The sequence below is a fragment of the Metabacillus schmidteae genome, from assembly GCF_903166545.1.
GTDB classification, from domain to species: domain Bacteria; phylum Bacillota; class Bacilli; order Bacillales; family Bacillaceae; genus Metabacillus; species Metabacillus schmidteae.
Map to the genome: position 1 here is coordinate 153,992 of NZ_CAESCH010000001.1, position 22,659 is coordinate 176,650.

Annotated in this window: 17 protein-coding genes; 9 read left to right on the top strand and 8 right to left on the bottom strand. The window is 37.6% G+C overall.

What is annotated here, in order from left to right:
* Positions 1–6: 6 nt before the first annotated feature.
* Positions 7–2,349, bottom strand: a complete 2,343-nt coding sequence (gene nirB / locus HWV59_RS00730) for a nitrite reductase large subunit NirB (RefSeq protein ID WP_175637844.1) — start codon at positions 2,347–2,349, stop codon at positions 7–9.
* Between the two features lie 364 nt (positions 2,350–2,713).
* On the opposite strand from nirB, the gene HWV59_RS00735 reads away from it, so the two are divergent.
* The 3 genes from HWV59_RS00735 to HWV59_RS00745 all read left to right on the top strand — a co-directional run bounded on the left by HWV59_RS00735 (position 2,714) and on the right by HWV59_RS00745 (position 5,804).
* Positions 2,714–3,919 carry a nitrate/nitrite transporter gene (locus HWV59_RS00735; protein WP_175637845.1) on the top strand — a complete coding sequence of 402 codons (1,206 nt, stop codon included), beginning with the start codon at positions 2,714–2,716 and terminating at the stop codon, positions 3,917–3,919.
* Positions 3,920–4,187: 268 nt separating this feature from the next.
* Entirely contained in the window at positions 4,188–4,580 is a 393-nt protein-coding gene (locus HWV59_RS00740) for a MarR family winged helix-turn-helix transcriptional regulator (RefSeq protein WP_407941606.1), read from the top strand.
* Positions 4,581–4,595: 15 nt separating this feature from the next.
* Positions 4,596–5,804, top strand: coding sequence for an MFS transporter (locus HWV59_RS00745; RefSeq protein WP_175637847.1), 1,209 nt, complete (start codon positions 4,596–4,598; stop codon positions 5,802–5,804).
* A gap of 379 nt (positions 5,805–6,183) precedes the next feature.
* Here the strand turns inward: HWV59_RS00745 and HWV59_RS00750 are convergent, their stop codons facing one another.
* A complete protein-coding gene (locus tag HWV59_RS00750) occupies positions 6,184–7,167 on the bottom strand; it encodes an aldo/keto reductase (RefSeq protein WP_175637848.1) in 984 nt (327 codons plus the stop codon).
* A gap of 219 nt (positions 7,168–7,386) precedes the next feature.
* Between HWV59_RS00750 and HWV59_RS00755 the strand changes: the two genes are divergently transcribed.
* Entirely contained in the window at positions 7,387–7,845 is a 459-nt protein-coding gene (locus HWV59_RS00755) for a DinB family protein (protein ID WP_102230532.1), read from the top strand.
* Positions 7,846–7,892: 47 nt separating this feature from the next.
* Here the strand turns inward: HWV59_RS00755 and HWV59_RS00760 are convergent, their stop codons facing one another.
* The 4 genes from HWV59_RS00760 to HWV59_RS00775 all read right to left on the bottom strand — a co-directional run bounded on the left by HWV59_RS00760 (position 7,893) and on the right by HWV59_RS00775 (position 11,224).
* Complete coding sequence (locus tag HWV59_RS00760) at positions 7,893–8,714, bottom strand: uroporphyrinogen-III synthase (protein ID WP_102230533.1); 822 nt, start codon at positions 8,712–8,714, stop codon at positions 7,893–7,895.
* A 294-nt stretch (positions 8,715–9,008) separates the two neighbouring features.
* Positions 9,009–9,908 (bottom strand): formyltetrahydrofolate deformylase, encoded by a 900-nt coding sequence (purU, locus tag HWV59_RS00765; protein WP_102230534.1) that lies wholly within the window; start codon positions 9,906–9,908, stop codon positions 9,009–9,011.
* Positions 9,909–9,961: 53 nt separating this feature from the next.
* Positions 9,962–10,438 (bottom strand): threonine/serine exporter family protein, encoded by a 477-nt coding sequence (locus HWV59_RS00770; RefSeq protein WP_175639953.1) that lies wholly within the window; start codon positions 10,436–10,438, stop codon positions 9,962–9,964.
* A gap of 27 nt (positions 10,439–10,465) precedes the next feature.
* Positions 10,466–11,224, bottom strand: coding sequence for a threonine/serine exporter family protein (locus tag HWV59_RS00775; protein ID WP_102230536.1), 759 nt, complete (start codon positions 11,222–11,224; stop codon positions 10,466–10,468).
* A 135-nt stretch (positions 11,225–11,359) separates the two neighbouring features.
* Between HWV59_RS00775 and HWV59_RS00780 the strand changes: the two genes are divergently transcribed.
* Positions 11,360–13,351, top strand: a complete 1,992-nt coding sequence (locus HWV59_RS00780) for a metallophosphoesterase family protein (protein ID WP_175637849.1) — start codon at positions 11,360–11,362, stop codon at positions 13,349–13,351.
* Positions 13,352–13,571: 220 nt separating this feature from the next.
* On the top strand, positions 13,572–15,302 hold the full coding sequence (ade, locus tag HWV59_RS00785; RefSeq protein ID WP_175637850.1) for an adenine deaminase: 1,731 nt from the start codon (positions 13,572–13,574) through the stop codon (positions 15,300–15,302).
* A 661-nt stretch (positions 15,303–15,963) separates the two neighbouring features.
* Here the strand turns inward: ade and HWV59_RS00790 are convergent.
* Positions 15,964–17,076 (bottom strand): IS110 family RNA-guided transposase, encoded by a 1,113-nt coding sequence (locus tag HWV59_RS00790; RefSeq protein WP_175637851.1) that lies wholly within the window; start codon positions 17,074–17,076, stop codon positions 15,964–15,966.
* A gap of 297 nt (positions 17,077–17,373) precedes the next feature.
* Complete coding sequence (locus tag HWV59_RS00795; RefSeq protein WP_175637852.1) at positions 17,374–18,396, bottom strand: HEAT repeat domain-containing protein; 1,023 nt, start codon at positions 18,394–18,396, stop codon at positions 17,374–17,376.
* 243 nt (positions 18,397–18,639) lie between these two features.
* Here HWV59_RS00795 and treP point away from each other — a divergent pair, with 243 nt between their 5' ends.
* The 3 genes from treP to treR all read left to right on the top strand — a co-directional run bounded on the left by treP (position 18,640) and on the right by treR (position 22,579).
* Positions 18,640–20,040: a PTS system trehalose-specific EIIBC component gene (treP, locus tag HWV59_RS00800; protein ID WP_102231682.1), complete on the top strand. Its 1,401-nt coding sequence runs from the start codon at positions 18,640–18,642 to the stop codon at positions 20,038–20,040.
* Between the two features lie 82 nt (positions 20,041–20,122).
* Complete coding sequence (treC, locus tag HWV59_RS00805) at positions 20,123–21,808, top strand: alpha,alpha-phosphotrehalase (protein ID WP_102231683.1); 1,686 nt, start codon at positions 20,123–20,125, stop codon at positions 21,806–21,808.
* A gap of 51 nt (positions 21,809–21,859) precedes the next feature.
* Positions 21,860–22,579, top strand: a complete 720-nt coding sequence (gene treR / locus HWV59_RS00810) for a trehalose operon repressor (RefSeq protein WP_102231684.1) — start codon at positions 21,860–21,862, stop codon at positions 22,577–22,579.
* The last annotated feature ends 80 nt before the right edge of the window (positions 22,580–22,659 follow it).

A 22,659-nucleotide genomic window follows, 5' to 3' on the forward strand; every position in this document is an offset into this window, starting at 1 on the left:
ATCTATTTATAGCGACTTCTCAACATTTGAATGAAGTTCTGCTTCCAATCGCAGAACAAGCTGCTCACATATTGAATCTTCAAATAAAACCTCACGAATATGAATCATTCCCACTCGTTCAACCCAATCTCCCAGTTGCTCTAGATAATTGGCTGTTTCTCTGTAATATTGGATGAGCCCGCAAATCATTTGTTTCGCTCGTCCCTCATGTGCAGCTACAGTAAAAAGCTCTCCCTGTTTTAAGATAGGAGATAGACTTCCTCCCACATAAATTTCCCAGCCTAGTTCAGCACCTATGACACTAATATCCTTTGTTCTCATATCAGCTTCTTTATGCTTACAGCCCGACACACTGATTACCAGTTTGTGAGGTGTTAACAAAAACTCCAACTCTTTTTCTAATGCAATGGACAGTTTAAGAGAGCGTTCATCTGTATGACATTCACATTCTTGTTCACTAAAAAACGTGTTAACATGACGAACGGTATTAGTTGTGACAGGACTTAATTTAAGATGAGAACAAACAGCATGGATACTTTCCTGTTTTACTCCTTTTAATTGGATTCGTTGTTCAGAATTGATTCCAATGTCTGCTATATTGTATTTATCCATCATATCTAATAGATTTTTTAAATCATTAGACGTTATTTTCCCTCCTAAAAGCTGCGGTGTGACTGTATAAGTACCATCACTCAGCCTTTTCACCTTCATGTCTTCAAGTGAATTTATCGCATGATTAAATCCTTCACGCTCCGGATAAATCATTGATAAATAATAGTTAATAGCGGGGACACAACTGGAGCAGCCTTCGATTGCACGCCAATTCAGTTCAACAAATACCTCCTGCAGGGACGTTAAATTTCGTTGCTGAATCTGTAAAACAACCTCATCCTCCATAAGAGACGTACATGAGCACAGTGACTTATGTTCAATAAATTCATCACATTCATCACTATGAATATACTGAACCAAATCTGTTAAGAGCAGCTTACAACCACCGCATGAACTCGATGCTTTTGTACATTGTTTTACCTCATTAACTGTTGTTAACCCTTGCTGTTGGACAGCTTCCATAACGGCTCCTTTTGTTACACCATTACAGTTGCAAATGATTTCGGATCGCTTCATTGCTTTGATTGAAGATGTTCCGTCGTCGATTGAGTGCAGAAGGCTGCGTTTATCCTCATCACTTACATGCTTTCTTTTGACAATCATGTCAAGCACTTTTGATTGCTGTCTTGTTTCTCCATACAATAACGCCCCGACAATAATGTCTCCTCGAAGAACAATTTTTTTATAAATATCTTCCACTTCATTTAAGATCGTTAATGTTTTAGTTGATTCATCCTCTTCAAATTCACCGACAGAAAAAAGATCAACCCCAGGTACTTTTAAGCTTGTTGATAAAATAGAGCCTCTATATCCCTCGACTGGCTTGTCACAAATATACTTAGCCAGAACTTTCCCTTGTTCATAAAGTGGTTTTACGAGACCGTAGACCATGCCATTGTGCTCAACACATTCCCCGACTGCATATATCTCAGGGATACTCGTTTCCATAAAATCATTTACGACAATTCCTCTATTTGTATCGATACCTGTGTTCTTAGCTAAACTTATATTCGGAACAACACCAACAGACATAACGACAAGATCTGCCTCTACCTTCGTCCCATCTGTGAATTCAATTTCCTCTACTCGATCAGCCCCACTTATTTCCTTTGTGACTTTACCTAAGAGAAACTGCATACCTTGTTGTTCTAATTGCTTTTGAAGCATACGAGAGGCTTTATTATCCAGCTGGCGTTGCATCAAATACTCTGTATTGTGAACAACCTTTACATCTAATCCAAGATTTAACAATCCCCTTGCCGCTTCAAGCCCTAAAACTCCGCCCCCGATTACAATTGCTTTTTTGAACTGCTTAGCTGTTTCAAGTATCCCTTTACAGTCTTCAATTGTTCGGAATGTGACAACCCCCTGCATTTCAACCCCTGGAAGAGGTAAAACAAAAGGTGAAGATCCTGTCGCAAAAATTAATTTATCATAGGGAATCGTACGGTTTTTATCTGTTAAAATACTTTTGAGCTTTGTATCAATTTTCGTTGCTGTCTCACCAGAATATAAGGTGATCTGGTATTTTTGGTACCACTCTATATCATTAATTGTTATCTCAGGAAATGTTGTCTCACCTTGTAACACAGATGATAAAAGAATTCGATTGTAGTTGACGTGAGGCTCACTTCCAATAATTGAAATCTCATATAGACCTGAATTTTGTTTTAAAATTTCCTCAACACATCGGACGCCTGCCATTCCATTTCCGATCACTACCAATTTTTTCTTCATGTTACCCCTCCTCACGAAAAGCACAAGCGCATCGTCAGCCCCGACTAGCACAACCTGTGCGATCTGAGGCTTGGCGCTGGAGCTAGCCACCATTACAGATAATCAGACTTTTTCAATAAATCCATTATTTCATATATTAGTTCACATAAAATTATTCTTGTTAGATTACCTAACATGAATTCTTAGTTTCTACTTATATACATTTTTTCATCTTCTTCTTGTTTTTTCATTTTATATTTCCGTGTCACATTTCCTTACAAGTATCTTTTCTACTACTTTTTTGCCATCTATAATAAGCGACATACAACAAGACAGAAAATTAGAAAAATTTTAACTGTAAATGGAAAATGAAAGGAGATTTACAATGAAAATATCTGACTTAAAAACTAGCGGTCATCCTAAGACACTTTTTTCCTCTTTCTTGTATTTTGATGTGAGTTTTATGATCTGGGTTATGCTTGGAGCTTTAGGGGTGTTTATAACACAGGACTTTGGCTTATCTCCCTCACAGAAGGGATTAATTGTTGCTATTCCTATTCTTGCAGGTTCATTTTTCCGAATAGTGCTAGGTATTTTAACCGACAGATTTGGTCCTAAACGAACAGCTATTTTAGGAATGACGATTACATCTATTCCACTTCTTTGGGGATTATTTGCAGGAACTACGTTACCTGAGCTTTATATGATCGGGATTTTATTAGGGGTAGCAGGTGCAAGCTTTGCCGTTGCACTTCCGATGGCCAGCAGATGGTATCCTCCACATCTTCAAGGTTTAGCAATGGGGATTGCAGGTGCAGGGAATAGCGGTACACTTCTAGCAACTTTATTTGGTCCACGTTTAGCAGAACAGTTTGGATGGCATATTACAATGGGATTTGCTCTTATTCCATTATTCATTACGTTTATCATTTTTGTCATCTTGGCAAAGGATGCACCATCACAACCTGCACCTCAGCCGCTTGCAAATTATTTTAAAGTATTTGCCCATAGAGATACTTGGTTTTTCTGTATTTTATACAGCGTTACCTTCGGTGGATTCGTAGGATTATCAAGCTTTTTGAGTATGTTCTTTGTGGATGAATACAATTTATCATCTGTTCAAGCAGGAGATTTCGTTACTTTATGTGTAGCAGCAGGAAGCTTCTTCAGACCGGTTGGAGGATATATCTCAGATAAAGTCGGAGGAGTAAAAGTACTATCGTTCTTATTCATCGGTGTTGCAGTATGTATGCTTGGAGTTAGTCAATTACCTCCATTATTTGCAATCACAGCATTACTTTTTGTTGGAATGATGTGCTTAGGCATGGGAAATGGGGCTGTATTCCAATTAGTCCCTCAACGTTTTCAAAAGGAAATCGGAATGATCACAGGTATTGTTGGAGCAGCTGGCGGGATTGGCGGCTTCTTCTTACCAAATATTTTGGGAACTCTAAAAGAAATGACAGGTTCATACGCTTCCGGTTTTATCACATTTTCTGTGATTGCAATCGTCGCATTTACGATCTTACTTCTCGCAAGTCATTCTTGGAAGAAGGCATGGAAGGTGAAGGGAGATGCGGTGAAAATTTAATTCGGTAAAAACCCTGGCAAAATTGTCAGGGTTTTTTTATTTATTCTTGAGGAAAAATTTAAGCTAAGCCAGAGAGAAATCCCCTAACAGTAACGATTACAGGCTACCTGAGATTTCACCATTATTATCTCTTTACAAATCACCATCATTTCTGTTATCTTAGTATAGGTATTTATTTACCTAGGTAAATATTTGTATTCCCAGGCATTACTTACCTAGGTAACAAATTGAGGTGATGAGGTTGATCGAAACTAATAAACTTTTCCATATGCTTTATCAAAAAACACGACATATGACTAAAGAAGTAAATGAATACTTACAAAAACATGGACTATATAGCTCACAATGGTCCATTCTTTATTGTTTAAAGTCAAACGGTCCCATGACACAAAGTGATATATGGCGTTATTTAAATGTTGAAGCACCAACCGTTACGAGAACACTGGTTAAATTAGAGGAAAGCGGTTGGATTATCCGTACAACTGGAAGCGACAAGCGAGAAAGACTTGTTTCTCTTACAGAAAAAGCACTTGAGCTTCTCCCTTTGGTTGATCAGGATGTAAAGAACTTTGAACAAAGTATGGTTACCAACTTAAATGATGATGAACAAGAGCAATTATATGCACTATTAAAAAAGCTAGGTACATCAAATGAAGGTTAGGGGGAATATTTTTATATGAATCAAACTGAAAAACAACCGATATGGACAAAAGGATTTATCAGCATCTTTCTTATCAACTTCTTTTTATTTCTCACATTTTATGGATTACTCACTTCATTACCCATCTATGTTGTAAATGATTTAGGTCGTTCGAGTGTTGATGGAGGCCTAATTGTCACGATTTTCTTATTATCCGCCATTTTTGTTCGCCCTTTTTCAGGTAAGCTTCTTCAGGATTTTAGAAAAAAACGCATGTTAATGATTAGCATGATTTTATTTACCGTCTGCTCCTACATGTATTTATGGATAGACAATTATGCATTGCTTCTTGTCTTACGGTTTGTTCATGGCATTTGGTTCAGCATTGCAACAACCGCTACCGGTGCAATTGCAGCTGATATGGTGCCATTGAAGAGACGAGGAGAAGGACTTGGTTATTTTGTCATGTCAACGAACTTCGCCGTTGTTTGCGGACCTTTTCTTGCGCTTTCTCTCTTACAATTCACATCATTTACTACCCTTTTCTTCATTCTTGCATTCTTAATTACAATTGGTGTATTGTTTACAGCCTTTAGTAAAGTAAATGAAGCAGCCCGAACAGCTCCGGTTGAAAAGAAGCGACTTCAAGTACAGGATTTATTGGACGGAAAAGCACTGCCGATTGCACTTGTAGGTAGCTTAGTTGCCTTTGCATATTCAAGTGTTTTATCCTTCATTTCTATGTATGCAAATGAATTGAAGCTATTAGATGCAGCAAGCTACTTCTTCGTTGTCTTTGCCGTTGTTATGATTGCATCAAGACCTTTCAGCGGTCGATTATTTGATACAAAAGGACCAAATATTGTAATTTATCCAGCACTCGTCTTTTTTATGGTCGGACTTTTGTTATTAAGTATGTCTCAGACTACGTTTATGTTTCTTTTAGCAGGTGCGTTCATCGGATTAGGGTATGGTACGATTGTTCCTTGCTTCCAAACACTTGCGGTTCAATCAACTGAACATAGTAGAAGTGCACATGCAACTGCGACATTCTTTACTCTTTTTGATTCAGGTATCGCAGCCGGATCATTTATACTCGGAATCGTTGCAGCTCAGTTAGGCTATCAAACTCTTTATCTTTTAGCTGGTTTGTTTTTAATTTTAGCTATCTTTATGTACAAATACGTGCAAAGTCGGAAAAAGACCGCTTCTTCTGCGCTGGAATTGAAGGAGTCGAGTTTATAATGTAGTGGGAATGCTTCTTACAACATAGGGAAAGGATTCTTTTTTGAGGTGCTTTTCTTATAATACGGACCGATGGCAGTGATATTTCCATCGTTATCGGTATATAAAATCCTTCTTTATATAAAACCTCATTTACTTTTAGTAGAATGTCTTGTCCTGTGTCGAATAATTAGTAATAGAAAAATAAGCGGAGATTTTCCGATTATGAAAAGCAAAATCTCCCTTTTTCTCACTTTTTGAGTCGATAGGCGGAATCTCTCCGCCTATTTATGCCTTATTTAATCATAACTTACTAAATAAGCGGAATTTTTCCGTCTATTTTTTAAACTCAGGTGCTTTACCTTATCCCCCAACCGATAAGAGCTTCTATCCTTTCTTTCTAGTAAACTCCACGAATATTCGGATGTATTTCTTCATTATAAAAATTAGTTAACCTTGTTAACTCAGCTTCACTAAAAGAAGGTACCTCAGTTGCCTGTAGATTGTCTTCAACCTGCTTTACTGTTTTAAATCCAGGGATAACCGTTGTGATTTCCTCATGGTCCAAAATCCAGCGAAGGGCAGCTCGTGCCATATTTCCACGACCTTCAGCGATCCAGTTAAGCTTCTGACTTAGCTCAACACCTTTTGAAAATTCGACACCTGCAAATGTTTCTCCAACATTAAAAGCCTCACCATCTTTATTAAAGTTACGGTGATCGTCTGCCTCAAACGTAGCATTTGCCCCAAATTTTCCTGTTAGCAACCCGCTTGCTAAAGGAACACGCGCTAATAAGCCAACGCCTTTTAACTTCGCCTGTGGAAGCAATTCAGGAATTGCCTTTTGACGGAAAATATTAAAAATAACTTGTAAAGCCTTCACGTTCGATTGATCCAAACAGAATAAACCTTCTTCCACTGTTTCCACACTTACTCCATAGTGGCGAATTTTCCCCTGTTGTTGCAGCTTGTCCAACACCTCAAAAACTTGCCCATTTTTTAGAATCTCCATCGGCGGGCAATGAATTTGATAAAGATCAATTGTGTCGCGCTGAAGTCTTTTCAAGCTTGCTTCACAATATGCCGTAACCGCCTTCTCAGAATACGTTTCCGGATCGAAAATATCCCCTGCACGGCAAAACTTTGTTGCAATATGGATTTTATCTTCATTGCCTTTCGTAGCCTTGGCAAGTAACTCCTCGCTATGGCCATCTCCGTACACATCTGCTGTATCGAAGAAATTCACACCAGCATCCATTGCACGCTCAAGACCCTTTAATGCTTCTGTATCATCTGATTTTCCCCATGAGCCTCCGATTGCCCAAGTTCCAAAGCTCAATTCACTTACGTTTAGATCTGTGTCACCAAGTTGGCGATAGTTCATTTTCTCCACCATCCCTTTTAGGAAATCGCTTTCTAAATATTTTAGACAAGTTCTATTATACAATAAGTAAAGCGCTAACAAAATTAATTTACCTTTCACGATTAGAAACCTGACTTTCATGGGACATAAAGAAAATATAAAGGAGCATATTTTCAGTTATTTAATTCTCTATAAGATATAATCAAGATGAATGACAACTTTATTAAGGAGATGAATGGCATGTCAAAAATTAATGAACTAGTTTCAGGCTGGATGAGCCACCGTAAAGTACTACATGAATTACTTGATACATTTGAAGATCAACATCTTAGCTATAAACCATGGGAAGATGCGATGTCACTTTCCGAGCTTGTTTTACATATCTCAGGTGCAATGGAAATGTTTGCTGATACAGTAAAAAATGGTGTGTTCACACCTCCAACAGGATCATCAAACATCGAAACGCTAAGTGAACTAAAAACATTGGTTGAAAATCAAACAAATCAAACAAAATCTAAGCTGCAAGCTTTAACTGACGAGCAATTGGAGGCAGTTGTTGAATTTGCCGGTATGAAGTCGCCCGGTTTGGCTCTACTTGAAAGTGCAAAGGACCATGAAATTCACCATAAAGGTCAATTATTCACATATGCCCGCTTATTAGGAGTTCAATCCTTACCATTCTTCGTTAACCGCTCTTAACGAAAAAAATGCCTGACACCTTCAGAAAGGATATCAGGCATTTTATTTTAGTCTGCGCTCTCTTCTAGACCTTTATAATAGTTTACTAAAGCGATTATAGCACTCCCCATTCGTTCCTCCTCTGGAACGACCATTCGCGTAATTCCTACTTCTCTTAATGCCTGTGCTGTTACTTTTCCAACTGAAACAGCCATGACATTTGTTGAAAATGCCTCTAACACTTCCTTTTCTAAACCGTGTTCTTTTGCATAGGACATTAAAAATCTTGCTTGTGGTGTGCTTGTAAAGTTAACGGCATCAATCTTTCCATCCAGAATTTCACTAACAAGCTGTTCCATCACCTCTGGTTTTGGGGGAATGTGCTTATAGGGAAGAATCTCCCGAAATTCTGCTTGTTGGTCTTTCAGCCAATCAATTAAAAGAGGAGCAGGATCACCATGGAGCTGCAACGCAACCCGACAGCCTTTTAAAGAATGAGCACTAAGTTCTCTCACTAAACCAGCCGTACTACCATCATCATCTCTGACATCTGGCTGTAACCCGAGTTTCTTAAGAACATTGACAGTTTTATAACCTCTTGCAGCTATTTTCGCTTTTGTTAATGCTTGAATAAATTGTTCATCTAATCCCATATTCATAGCAGTTTGATAAAGCTTGTCTGTTCCAAGTCCAGTTGTAAAAATGAGCCAATCAAAGTCACCTTCAATGAGGGCATGAATTTCTTTTTCTACATTTGTGTCGTCTAAAAAAACAGTCCCCTGTGCCGGACGAATTAACGCTTTTCCGCCTAAGTTTTCTACTAATTTACTTAATTCTTCAGATTTACGCTGACCTGCAAGGGCGATCGTTTTGCCATTTAGTCGCTTCATAACGTACCTCCGCTTTTCCTTAATGCCAATATTGTATCACTTTTTTGAAAAGTTCGTTATTTAAATTGAAGGCTCTTTAGCTGATTCAGGTTATTTCTACTTCAGTCACTTGCTTCTACTGGTGATCAGAGACCATCTTTGAAGGATTCTTGCAGAAAGGGCCAGAAATTTTGCAAGTTTGACCATTTTTTTGCATCTTTTAATTCTTTTTTGCAAGTTCTCCTGCATTTTTGTAACTCAATGTATTTACTTCACACAAAAGAGGTTCGAAATAGATTCGAACCTCTTAATCCGTTAAAAGACAATTGTTTTATTTTCATGTACAAGAATTCGATCTTCTAGATGCCATTTTACAGCTCTCGCTAAAACACTTCGTTCAACAGCACGACCAATTTTCTTTAGATTGTCAACATTATCTCGGTGATCAACGCGGCTAATATCCTGCTCAATAATCGGACCTTCGTCTAAGTCATTTGTTACGTAATGCGACGTTGCACCAATTAATTTTACTCCACGTCCATATGCTCGCTCATATGGTCTTGCTCCAATGAACGCAGGTAAGAACGAGTGGTGAATATTGATGATTTTATTTGGATTCGCTGATACAAATTTCGGCGTTAAAATTTGCATATAACGAGCTAAAATAATTAAATCAACATTGAATTCATTTAATAATTCCAACTGCTTTTCTTCTACTTGCTCACGAATATCTTTATTTGCCGGGATATAATAAAATGGAATGTTCAAGGACTCAACTACTTCTCTTGCTTCCTCATGATTACTAATCACAAGTGCGATGTCAGCCATTAAATCTCCACTTTGCCACTCCCATAATAGTTCTAACAAACAATGAAGCTCTTTTGAGACGAAAATGGCCACCTTTTTCACGTTGTATACATGAGTCAGTTTCCATGCCATCGAAAACTCTTTCGCGATCTCACCAAATTGGCTTTCCATCTCAGCAGCTTTTTCTTTCAGGTTTGGACATTCAAATTCAATACGAATAAAGAATGTACCGCCTTCCGGATTTGTTGAATACTGACTGGATTCAATAATATTCGCATTATGTGAAAATAAAAATTTAGAAATTGTGGATACAATACCTGGTTGGTCCGGACAACTAACTAATAAACGTCCTCTATTTTGATTTTTATCCTGAAATTGTTGTATTTGATTTTTTATAAATGCATTCATCTTTAAAATACCTCTCTATTCGTCATTAAAACATTATACATTAGACTCTGTCATTATTTAAGACCTTTATGATCTGCAATATTGTTTTGTTTATTATCCCTATTTTTTATCTTACGAATGATTTGATTCATTACTTCCGATAAAACTAATCCAATTGCAACAGAGCCTGAAATCATAAAAGCTTCAGCTGAAAGAGCTATTGCATCATTATATTGATTCTCTACTACCTGCCGCATCGCATCGTACGCTAATCCACCCGGCACTAACGGAATGATTCCTGAAACATTAAAAATGATAACAGGTGTTTTATGCCTCTTTGCGTAAAATTGACTAATAATGGCAATAAAAAATGAGGCAACCAAAGAAGAAAACACGCTATCATTCGAATATTCATACAGACCGGTATAAACCATCCAACCAATCATACCAACAAGCCCGGCTCGAAGTAATGCTTTTACAGGAGCGTTAAAAATAATTCCAAATGCAGCCGACGCCACAAAACTTGTAATCACCTGTTCGATCAAACATATCCCTCCCCGAACCGCGGAAGCAACTTCTTAATAAAATGAAAAGACAACTGCAACACCTGCTCCTATCGCAAATGCCGTTAAAAACGCCTCTGCACCTTTTGATATACCTGACACTAAATGGCCTGCCATTAAATCTCTTACAGCATTTGTGATTAATAGTCCTGGAACTAACGGCATCACAGAACCAATGATAATCTTATCAAGCTCTGTTCCTAAATCGAGGACAACAAAAAGGACAGATAATAATCCAATAAGTAATGAAGCCAGAAACTCCGCAAAAAACTTGATCTCGACAAGTTGATGGATATAAATTAAGCTTGAAAAACCAATACCTCCGGCAACTACGGCTGGTAAAAAATCTGACCAATCTCCTTTAAACATGATAAGAAAGCAGCCGCTCGCTATAGAAGCAGCCCCAATTTGTACCCAGATCGGATAAGCGTGTGCATCAAGCTCGATTTCCTTTAACTGTTCATACGCTTCGTTTACTGTGAGTTCTCCATTACTAATTTGCCTTGAAACCCCATTAACCTTTGCAACTTTTTGTAAATCTGTTGAACGATCAACAATTCTGACTAGCTGTGTCGGTGTTTTACTGCTTACAGAAAAGATAATCCCTGTTGGTGTGACATAGCTATGAGAATCCGCAATACCATAAGCTGCTGCAATTCTCATCATTGTATCTTCCACCCGATATGTTTCTGCGCCACTCCTGAGCATAATCTTACCCGCCAGCAAACACACCTCAATCACATCAAAGGTTTGGTTTTGGTTATTATTCACCATCTCCACCATCCCGTTGTAAATATCTAGTTAGAGTTTAATGAAGAATTCAAATTTAAGCAAATCTTTCATCATCACCAAATCATCATGACTGAATAAGGTAGTAGAAATACCTAGATCAAGGTGGTGACTGGAAAAATGGAACTTCCCATGATTCTCTCCGGTCCGATCCTTCGTCGAGTAGATTGTACTCAAGTGACCATTTGGCTGGCAACTAGTGAAAAAGTATCTATTACTGCAAAAGTACTTACCATTCAACAATCAGAATACAGCCTAGTTTATGAAGAATTACCAGTTCATACGCAAACCAAGACAATAACTTTAGGGAAAAAGTTGTTTGTCCATTTAATCAAAGTCAACCCAACTCACAAAAACTTTCCTGTCGAGCAATTACTTGGTTATAACCTTTATCTACAAAAAGGAACGCAAACGTATGACCTCGATAGTTTTCAACTATTAACTGAAAGCCATCCAGATTCACTTATATATGAAGGATTAGACTATCCGACCTTTTATATTAACACAAAAAAGGAGTCTCCCGTTCTATATGGCTCATGTAGAAAAGCACATGGAAAAGGACAAGATGCCTTACCAAACGCTGATCGTGTCATCAGTCAACATCGTTTTGACCTTAATTTACGGCCCAGCTCTCTTTTTATGCTGGGAGATCAAATTTATGCAGATGATATCGCAGACCCACTCGTCCCTTATATTCAAGCAATTGTACACTATTTAATCGGTAAAAGGGAAGATCTTACTTTCGTTGAGCCTAAACTGCATCAACATTTACATCACTTATACAACATTCAGGGCAGACAGCACATCATTGAAACATTGTGTAAATTTACATCCTCAAATGCGCACAACCATCTGATTTCATTCGGAGAATATGCTGCGATGTATTTACTTAGCTGGAGCCCTGTACTTTGGAATTTATTTACCAATGAGCAGAATAAATCTTTTAAAACTCTAGAGGGAAACGAGGAACAAGTAAAGGAGCTTCACAATTTCCGCAGCGGTACATCAAAGGTAAGAAGAGTGTTGGCAAATATTCCAACATATATGATTTTTGATGATCATGATATAACAGATGATTGGAACATCTCTGCAGAGTGGATCAGAAAAGTCTATAGGGCACCACTTGGTAAACATACCATTTGCAACGGTCTAACAGCGTTTTGGGTATTTCAAGGCTGGGGAAACCAACCGGAGAATTTTGATGATGCTTTCATTCAAACTATTCAACAATATGTAAAAACATATCCAATTGGATCCAAATACTATCAAGACTGGCAAGATACACTATTATCTTTCGACTCGTGGCATTTTATAGCACCTACAGCTCCGCGTACACTTTGTTTAGATACTCGCACACTGCGGGACTATGATTCTTCCCCTACAAAAATGAAATTGCTACAACTAATAAACGAGACACCCAAGACACCGATATTAATCGGTAAAAAGGGGTGGGAACTACTAGATCAATTGCTTAAGAGTAACGAATGGAAAAATGGTGACTCCCTGCGGATAGCATCTCCTACACCTTTATATGGGGTAGATGTTATTGAAAAATTTCTAAAAAATCAAGTTTATCCTTTCCGATCTTTAGGTATGCCTGTTCAATATCAATTAGACTTTGAAGCGTGGAAATATAATTTAACCGGCTTCTACTCATTTCTCCACTTTTTATCGAAACATAAACCAAGTGAATGCATCATTCTATCAGGTGATGTTCATTATGCTTCAGCCATAAGAGCTCATGTTAACCTAAATGGAGCACAGCTTTCGATCTATCAGCTAACAAGCAGTCCGATGAAAAATATAAGCTTTGATATGTTAACAGGCAGCATGATGAAACTAATTGTATGGCTCATTACTTTAGGGAGAAACGAACCGATCCGAAAAAGCTATGGCAAAAAAGATGGAGCATGGATTGAGTTAAAAAGTGACACACCCGATACCATCGTTCCCATTTGGGAAGAGCAAATTTTTTATCAGGCACTGGAGCGCGGAACGATCATCGAAACACAAAATAACCTTGGACTTCTACTAAATAAAAGCTCAAGCATCCAAAATACCTTGCTCATAAACTCAGATAATGACAATCAATTTGAACCTTTTAAAAATTAACCCTGCTATACTTACACATCAACGTTTCAAAATGTTGTGTAATATATATTGACACGTTTTGTTACACATTTTAAAATGTATGCTAATCTAAATAAACAGTGATATGAAAGTCCAGGAAATCCCGCAAAGAGAAAGTACACACACTTTTTCTTGCGGTTTTTTAATACAATCAATTGTTTTGGAAAACATACAAATGGCAAAAGAAAGGAGCTTTTTCCTGATGAATTCTTTTTCAGCTAGAAAGCTAGCCGCGTCAGCTAAAAAGGTAAAAGCTGATCTGGTTATCAAAAATGGTAAAATCATTGACGTATTTAATGGAGAAATCATTGAGGAAGACATTGCGATTCAAGATGGAATCATCATCGGCATAGGTCAATACGAGGGTGAAAAGGTCATTGATGCAAATGGAAAATATATATCTCCTGGATTTATCGACGGACATGTTCATATTGAATCAGCGATGGTCACTCCTCAACAATTTTCACAGGTTGTCGTCCCGCACGGTGTTACAACAGTCATTGCAGATCCACATGAAATTGCAAATGTAAGTGGTACAGCCGGTATTCAGTTTATGATCGATTCCGCTAAAAACCTCCCTCTAAATACATTCTTTATGCTGCCATCCTGTGTCCCTGCCACACCATTCGAAAATGCAGGTGCCACATTATCAGCTGCGGATTTAAGGGGCTTTTATCAAGAACAAAGTGTACTAGGTCTTGCAGAAGTGATGGATTTTCCATCTGTCTTTCATCAGGAGGAAATGATGATGGAAAAGCTATCTGATGCACATCAGCTCAGAAAAAAAATCGATGGCCATGCCGCCGGGATAACAGGTGATGCTTTAAATGTATATGCAGCAGCAGGCATTAAAACAGACCATGAATGTGTCACACCAGAAGAAGCATATGAAAGATTAAAAAGAGGGATGTATGTCATGCTGCGCGAAGGTTCTGCAGCAAGAGATGTAAAAGCTCTTTTACCTGCTATCACTGAACGTAATGCAAGACGCTGCCTTTTTGTGACAGATGATAAGCACTTAGATGATTTGATCGTTGAAGGAAGTATTGATTACAACATTTCACTATCGATTGAAAATGGATTAGATGTGATCACCGCCTACCAAATGGCAACACTTCATGCAGCTGAGTGTTTCGGATTACCGACAAAAGGAGCGATTGCACCTGGTTATGATGCGGATATTGTATTTTTAGATGATCTGCAATCTGTGAAAGTTAACCAAGTATTTATTAAAGGCGAACTTATTGCCGAAGAAGGGCATTGTGTACATTCTTCTTATCAAGCAGAAGCCATACCTCCTTCCTTACTGGATACAATTCATATTAATGAAATAAGTCTGGAGGATGTCCAAATATCTTGTCCAAAAGACGCAACAGCCAATATCATTGAAATCATTCCTAATAAAATTATCACAAAGCATGTGATGGAAAAAGTTGATTCGAAGGATGGTCAATTCCAACCTTCTGTTATAAAAGATCAACTCAAAATGGCTGTGATTGAACGCCATTCCTCTACAGGAAATATAGGATTAGGCATTGTAAAAGGGTTTGGCTTAACATCTGGAGCTATTGCTTCGACTGTCGCACATGACTCTCACAACATTATTGCCCTTGGGACAAATGATCAAGAACTTTTAAAAGCAATTGAAGCTATAAAAGCAATGGGCGGCGGGCTTGTTGTGATTAAAGGAAATGAAGTGATTGCATCATTACCACTTGAGATTTCAGGTTTAATGACGACTGCATCTTTTATTAAAATCAATGAAAATCTGAAAGAAATAGATAGAGCTCTCTTTGAGATTGGGTTTTCCGGGGATTTTAATCCATTTTTGACTTTGTCGTTTTTGGCGTTACCTGTTATACCCGAGCTAAAGTTAACTGATTTGGGGCTTTTTCAGGTGAAGGATTTTAAGCATATTGAGGTTATTCAGTAAGACTGCCTTGCAAACTATGTTCTTCTAATAAAGTTAAACGTTGAAATTAGTTCGTTCCATTGCGCTGCAGACACAAGACTCGCCGGGGAGGAAGCTGAGCCTCCTGATATGAACGAAACTGTCAAGGCTCCCACTCTAAATTAGTAATTGAATGATTTTTGGGTATCTTTAAGAAGAGAAGCTATTTTCGGCTTCTTTACTTTGTTGTCCTATTAGCCTTTCAGGCTAGATTAACTCCTTCTTTAGCTTACTAACCCATCCTCAACTCTAAGAATGGCTGTCAAGTGTTCTCCTTGACTGCTATTCTTAGAGTTGAGATACTGCGTTAAGCTAAGGAAGAAATAATGAATTATCCTTACCTCCTGATTACTTTATTTGAATAGACGATAAGAATACGGCACGAAGGCAAAATCTCTACTGCGGTTAGCATCCTGATATTCGTGGGTTATCACAATTTATCTTTCCGTATAAAGGACTTTTCCACTAACTCGGCGCGTGCGTTAATCTAATTAAGATTAGCACAGAGGAGGCGCGTGGATTTTCCTTTCCGGTATTTTACTTTGCCTTCGAGCCCTATTCTCATGGATCTATTTTAAAATCTACAAAATCTGAATCATTTAAAAAACTTTAATAAATCGAATTTTAAAGACCTATTTAATACTCAAGCTCTTGAAGCCTCTTCTACCTCTTGTGCAATAGCCCAAATAAAACCTGCCAACTCTCTTGCCACTGCAGTAATTGCTTTACCGTGTTCTTTCCCTCTAGATATTAGTCGAAAATATTTTCGATGAAGTCGATTTTGAGCTTTCCAGGATATCGCTTGAACTGTTGGCGATTGACCATCTTGACGTCTTTTTAATTCCCCTTTAACTGCAGGTTGATATCTATAGCTCCATGCAGCTTCAATTAATAAACGTCTAACATGTCGATTTCCTGTTTTTGTCGTATCTCCTTGTCTTCTTTTATCACCACTAGAGGATTCGCTCGGAATTAGCCCAATATAAGCCATAAATTTTTTGGGAGTTCGAAAACGCCTAAATGAACCAATTTCAGCCGCAAGACTAGTAGCCGTTACAAGGGCTACACCCCTTAATGCTTGTAGGGCTTGAATTATTGGTGCATGAACACCTTCAATAGATTGTACTTTAATTTCCTCTTCGAGCCTTCGAACACGTTGTTCTAATTCTTTTATTTGGTGATAATATTCTTGGAAAACAACTCGTAAAGAGGACTTTTCAAACTTCAAAGCATCTAACCATTCGCGGTACTTTTTAGTCCATTTATTAACCCCAGTTGGTGGTTTAATATTATTACGTAATAAAAATTTAGTTAAACGATGTTTAGCTCTTAGCTCATCTTCTTTTGCATCTTCACGTGCTCTTACTAAATCTCGGAGAGCTTCGTCTTCTGGAGTTGGAACATAAATAGAAGTTAATTCACCTGATCGATATAACTGAGCTAATCGAATTGAATCCCTACGATCAGTTTTTATACGCTCACCTGGCCTTTTAGGAATTAATGACGGAGCAATCACTTCACAATGGACACCCAACGAGGTTAATAATCTATATAATGGATATCCAGTTGGTCCTGCTTCATAACACACTCGTAGAGTGTGAGGTTCTCCAAGCTTCTTCATTAATTTCCTTATTGCTTCATGTGTATGTGCAATCATTCCGTAATATCTAGGCTCTTCACGGCCCTCTTCTGCAATAGCGACAGCAATTTTTTCTTTTGATACGTCTAAACCTACAAATTTTATGGTATCCTTCATAATAACTAGCTCCTTCCGTAATGTAGCTCTGATTTGGTTTTTGTTTACTTACCAATAAACATTCTTACCAAATTAACCTACGAATTTACGAGTAAGGAGCTAGTTTCGTTCATGATAACTCGGCTTCGCCTGTGGGGTCTCAGCCTTTCCTCACTTCCCGCAGGAGTCATGTGTCTTCCGCTCCATTCCACTATAGAGGTATAAAATATAAGTAGGAGACATACTTTGAAGCAACCTCATTTATTATTTTGTCCCGTAAAAGATCATTTCACTTTTTTACGGGACTTCCCTAAACGTTTACCTCTTATCTAAGTTATCTCTCCAAATCCCTAATCTAGGATGATCAATTCCAAGTAATTTAAAATAACTGTATGCCAGCAGGTTGATGTCAATGAAATTTGACGACCCCACATGATTTAAATAATCTTGAATTTCCGGTTCGGCTGATGGTGATAGTTGATGTACTAATGCTTCAAAGATTGTTCCCTGCATATCTGCTTCTACTTGATGATAGGCATTTCTCAATTCATTTACGGCATGTTCTGTTTTTATATTCTCAATAATTGAAGTTGCAAAGATATTGGCTTCCATGTCATTTAAATATACCTTGACTGCATCAACAACCTCGTCTGTTTGGAATGAAATCAGTGCTTCGGATATTTCCTCCAGCAACATATCATCGTCTCTTGTTAAAAGGGAGACAAGCTGAGCGGTGGTTTCCTTCATTTCCATTAGACCCATCATATAAACAGCTAAATATCCGTCATATTGAAACCATTCTTCATTCCTATTTGCTTCGAACATCATCATTACTTGATCCCTTGTTATGTAATTCTTTTTCACTAGTGTAAAGGCAATCTTTTTTGCTAAAAGATATACATTCATATTAAAATCGCTTTCACTTTCAAGTCTGGTCAGGATCTTTATGTACTCCTTCCAAACTTCATCTTCTGAGCCTTCTGACAGCACCTGATAAATGTCCCAATCTTGATCGTTAATTAAATCCGTTAACAGATGTTGGTTTTCTAAGATGATATCAGGGGTAAAGTCCAATAATAATTGGGTGAAAAAATGGCGAATACTATTATGTATCCGGTCTAGTCCTTCCTTTATCATCATAGCTGCTTCTACATCCTCGGGTTCCACCTTCAAATATAAAAGAATCGTTGCTTTCTCGGGATTCTGTATGGCTTCTCGAAGTAAAAACCTTGTCCATTCGTTCTTTTTATTTGGATAATCATGCAGAGTTTGAGCAATAAACTCTTGAAGAAAATGATCATTTGTTGTGATATATTGGTCAATTATTCTTTCGTAACTCATTCATTTATTCCTTTCTATTATTCATTCAAAGTTCCTTTCAGTTTTACCATGTTATGAACCGGCAATTCAATGTAACGATTAATAAAAATTTATGTTCATAATGAAACCGATTTAATTTTCGTTGACAACATGTATATACAAGTTTATGATAATAACATAGTTGTATATACAGATCTCTGGAGTTCATCTCCTAAATGAAAACGCTATAGCCAAGTAAAAGGATTATATATAGGAGGGAAAACAATGAGTGTCGATCAAAAACAAGTAAGTCAAATCATTGATGCCATTGGTGGAAAAGATAATATTTCCGCAGTCACACACTGTGTAACACGTTTACGCTTTGCTTTGGTTGATGAAGGAAAAGTAGATAAAGAATCACTTGAAGAAATTTCATTAGTGAAAGGTTCATTTTCAACAAATGGACAGTTTCAGGTTGTAATTGGTCAAGGAACGGTTGATAAGGTTTATAAAGAGCTTGTTCAGCAAACAGGAGCTGGAGAGGCATCAAAGGAAGATGTTAAGAAAGCTTCAGAGAAGAATTTAAATCCTCTTCAACGTGCCATAAAAACATTGGCTGATATCTTTATTCCTATCCTACCGGCGATTGTAACTGCTGGTTTATTAATGGGAATTAATAACATTTTAACAGGACCAGGCATTTTCTTTGATGAGCAATCACTAGTTGATGTTTATCCACAATGGGCAGACTTAGCTAACATTATTAACTTAATAGCTAATACAGCCTTTACCTTTTTACCAGGACTCATCGGTTGGTCAGCTGTTAATCGTTTCGGAGGAAGTCCATTACTCGGGATTGTGCTCGGTTTAATGTTAGTACATCCAGATTTATTAAATGCTTGGGGATATGGTTCTGCTGAAGAAATCCCTACCTGGAACCTATTCGGACTAGAAGTTGAAAAAATCGGCTATCAAGGTCAGGTTTTACCGATTTTAGTTGCATCCCTTTTACTAGCTAAATTGGAAACCTTTTTACGAAAACATGTACCTGATGGCATTCAGCTACTAGTTGTTCCTCCATTAACACTTTTAATTACAGGATTTGCTTCTTTCATTGTTATTGGACCTGTGACATTTGCAATAGGAAATGTGTTAACAGATGGGGTTATTGCAATTTTTGAAAACTTCGCTGCACTTGGCGGTCTTATCTATGGTGGATTATATGCCTTATTAGTGGTAACAGGTATGCATCATACTTTCCTTGCTGTTGATATTCAATTAGCAAACGCAGGAGGTACATTCCTCTGGCCAATGCTTGCTCTTTCAAATATCGCACAAGGTTCTGCCGCATTTGCAATGATGTTAATTTTAAAAGAAGAGAAACAAAAAGGCTTAGCCCTAACATCAAGTATTTCAGCTTGGCTGGGTGTTACAGAGCCTGCTATGTTTGGTGTCAACTTACGCTACCGTTATCCATTTATCGCAGCGATCATTGGCTCTGCTATCGGAGGTTTATTTATCTCCATTAATGGAGTGAAGGCATTTTCGATTGGGGTTGGTGGATTACCGGGATTCCTATCAATTGATTCACAATTCTGGCCTTCATTCTTTATAGGTATGGCCATTGTCCTTGTTGTACCATTTGTTTTAACCTATTTGTTAGCTAAGATGAAAAAAGAAAAATAACAGAAAAAGGGACGAGAAATTTGTCCCTTTTCTTTCATTTCAACTATAGAACTAAAAACTTAGAAAAACGGTGGTGTTTATATTGAATAACCCTTGGTGGAAAAAATCAGTTGTATATCAAATATATCCAAAAAGCTTTTGTGATACAACCGGAAATGGTGTAGGAGATATTCAAGGAATTATTAGCAAGTTATCTTATTTAAAAAATCTCGGTGTTGATGTGATATGGCTTACACCTATCTACGCTTCACCTCAAAAAGATAATGGCTATGATATTAGTGATTATTACTCAATACATGAAGAATACGGTACAATGAGTGACTTTGACGAATTACTGGAAAAAGCTCATCAGCTTGGAATAAAAGTGATTATGGATATCGTTGTTAATCACACATCAACTGAACATAGATGGTTTAAAGAAGCGGAAAAATCGAAATCAAGCCCTTATCGTGATTATTATATTTGGAAAGATCCAAAGAAAGATGGATCAGTGCCAACAAACTGGGTCTCAAAATTTGGCGGTCCTGCATGGGAGTATAATGAAGAAACAGAACAGTACTATCTTCACTTATTCGATGTTACACAGGCTGATCTTAACTGGGAGAATGAAGAACTTCGAAAAGAAGTGTACAACATGATGAACTTTTGGTTTGAAAAAGGCGTCGATGGCTTCCGACTTGATGTCATTAACTTAATCTCAAAGGACCAATGCTTCCCTGATGATGATGGTTCCATTGCACCTGGCGATGGGAGAAAATTTTATACAGACGGTCCTCGAGTACATGAATTTATTCACGAAATGAACAAGGAAGTCTTTTCAAAGCACAACAGCATGACCGTCGGTGAAATGTCATCAACAACGATTGATCACTGTGTTCAATACTCCAATCCTGAGCGCGGGGAATTAAGTATGACGTTTAATTTTCATCACTTAAAGGTTGATTATCCTAACGGTGAGAAATGGGCAATCGGAGATATGGATTTCCTTGCATTAAAAAAGATTCTTTCAACCTGGCAAACAGGGATGAATGACGGCGGCGGTTGGAACGCTTTATTCTGGTGTAACCATGACCAGCCAAGAGTTGTCTCCCGCTATGGAAATGATCAAGAATACCGTGTTGAATCAGCTAAGATGCTGGCAACAACGATCCATATGATGCAGGGGACTCCTTATATTTATCAAGGAGAGGAATTCGGGATGACAGACCCTAAGTTTACTTCAATTGATGAATATCGTGATGTTGAATCATTGAATATGTACAACATTTTAAAAGAAAAAGGAATGCAAGAGACAGAAATTCTTGAAATTCTGAAACATAAATCACGTGATAATTCAAGAACACCTGTCCAATGGAATGATTCACAGCATGCCGGCTTCACAACAGGCACACCTTGGATCGATGTATCGAAAAATTATCAACAAATTAATGCAGAAACCGCAATGGCTGATGAAAATTCAATTTTTTATCATTATCAAAAGCTCATATCCTTACGTAAAAAATACGATATTATCACAACTGGTCAATATGAGCTTTTAGTAGAAAATGATCCATCTGTATTTGCCTATCTACGAAATACGCAAACGGAGAAACTTTTAGTACTGAATAATTTTTATGACAAACCAGCAACGTTTGTCTTACCTAAGCATGTTGAAATAAATGGCTATAAGCGAGACATCCTGCTATCCAATTACAAAGATACTGGACTGTCGTTTGAAAACATCACATTACGTCCTTACGAATCTGTTGTGTACCATTTAACGAAATAGAGGTTTTAACATCCTTCACCTGTTCATGGTAAGATAAGGGTGGTGATGAATATGAGACAAAATAAATACCTTACAATATATAAAGAATTAACAAATCGCATTAAATCCGGTGAGGTAAAGCCCGGTGAGGTATTACCTTCCGAAAATGATTTAACGCTCCAATATGATACAAGCAGGGAAACAATTCGTAAAGCTCTTAACCTTTTATCCCAAAACGGCTTTATTCAAAAGATCAAAGGTAAAGGTTCAGTCGTCATAGATGTTCAAAAGATGAGTTTTCCCATTTCAGGACTCGTAAGTTTTAAGGAAGTCTCTCAAAATCTGCAAATGGAATCTGTTGTGACAACAGTTCATGATTTTGGGTTAATTAATCCGGATGAATTTTTAATGCAACAATTGGAAGCTTCTAGTGATGATGAGGTATGGAAGGTTACTCGTTCACGAGAAATAAATGGGGTTAACATCATCTTGGACAAGGACTACTTTTTGAAGAAATATGTTCCTACACTCACAAAGGAGATTTGTGAAGGATCTATTTACGAGTATCTTGAAAAACAGCTTGATTTAACGATCAGCTTTGCCAAAAAGGAAATAGTTGTAGAGGACTGTACAGATGAAGATCGAAAACATCTTGATCTAGAAGGATTCTCACATATTGTTGTTGTGAAAAACTATGTGTATTTGGAAAACACTAGTTTGTTTCAATACACCGAATCACGGCATCGACTTGATAAATTTCGCTTTATTGACTTTGCAAGACGCGGTGTTTAACAAAACAAGCATTGGGCTTTAGTGCTCAATGCTTGTTTTTGTCTCTGAATTGGTAAAAATACGTTTTAGCATGATAGTAT

Excerpts from the sequence above, each read along its gene's own strand:
- nirB (WP_175637844.1), bottom strand. The coding sequence starts at position 2,349 with ATGAAGAAAAAATTGGTAGTGATCGGAAATGGAATGGCAGGCGTCCGA.
- HWV59_RS00735 (WP_175637845.1), top strand. The coding sequence starts at position 2,714 with ATGAAAATATCTGACTTAAAAACTAGCGGTCATCCTAAGACACTTTTT.
- HWV59_RS00740 (WP_407941606.1), top strand. The coding sequence starts at position 4,188 with ATGCTTTATCAAAAAACACGACATATGACTAAAGAAGTAAATGAATAC.
- HWV59_RS00745 (WP_175637847.1), top strand. The coding sequence starts at position 4,596 with ATGAATCAAACTGAAAAACAACCGATATGGACAAAAGGATTTATCAGC.
- HWV59_RS00750 (WP_175637848.1), bottom strand. The coding sequence starts at position 7,167 with ATGAACTATCGCCAACTTGGTGACACAGATCTAAACGTAAGTGAATTG.
- HWV59_RS00755 (WP_102230532.1), top strand. The coding sequence starts at position 7,387 with ATGTCAAAAATTAATGAACTAGTTTCAGGCTGGATGAGCCACCGTAAA.
- HWV59_RS00760 (WP_102230533.1), bottom strand. The coding sequence starts at position 8,714 with ATGAAGCGACTAAATGGCAAAACGATCGCCCTTGCAGGTCAGCGTAAA.
- purU (WP_102230534.1), bottom strand. The coding sequence starts at position 9,908 with ATGAATGCATTTATAAAAAATCAAATACAACAATTTCAGGATAAAAAT.
- HWV59_RS00775 (WP_102230536.1), bottom strand. The coding sequence starts at position 11,224 with ATGGTGAATAATAACCAAAACCAAACCTTTGATGTGATTGAGGTGTGT.
- HWV59_RS00780 (WP_175637849.1), top strand. The coding sequence starts at position 11,360 with ATGGAACTTCCCATGATTCTCTCCGGTCCGATCCTTCGTCGAGTAGAT.
- ade (WP_175637850.1), top strand. The coding sequence starts at position 13,572 with ATGAATTCTTTTTCAGCTAGAAAGCTAGCCGCGTCAGCTAAAAAGGTA.
- HWV59_RS00790 (WP_175637851.1), bottom strand. The coding sequence starts at position 17,076 with ATGAAGGATACCATAAAATTTGTAGGTTTAGACGTATCAAAAGAAAAA.
- HWV59_RS00795 (WP_175637852.1), bottom strand. The coding sequence starts at position 18,396 with ATGAGTTACGAAAGAATAATTGACCAATATATCACAACAAATGATCAT.
- treP (WP_102231682.1), top strand. The coding sequence starts at position 18,640 with ATGAGTGTCGATCAAAAACAAGTAAGTCAAATCATTGATGCCATTGGT.
- treR (WP_102231684.1), top strand. The coding sequence starts at position 21,860 with ATGAGACAAAATAAATACCTTACAATATATAAAGAATTAACAAATCGC.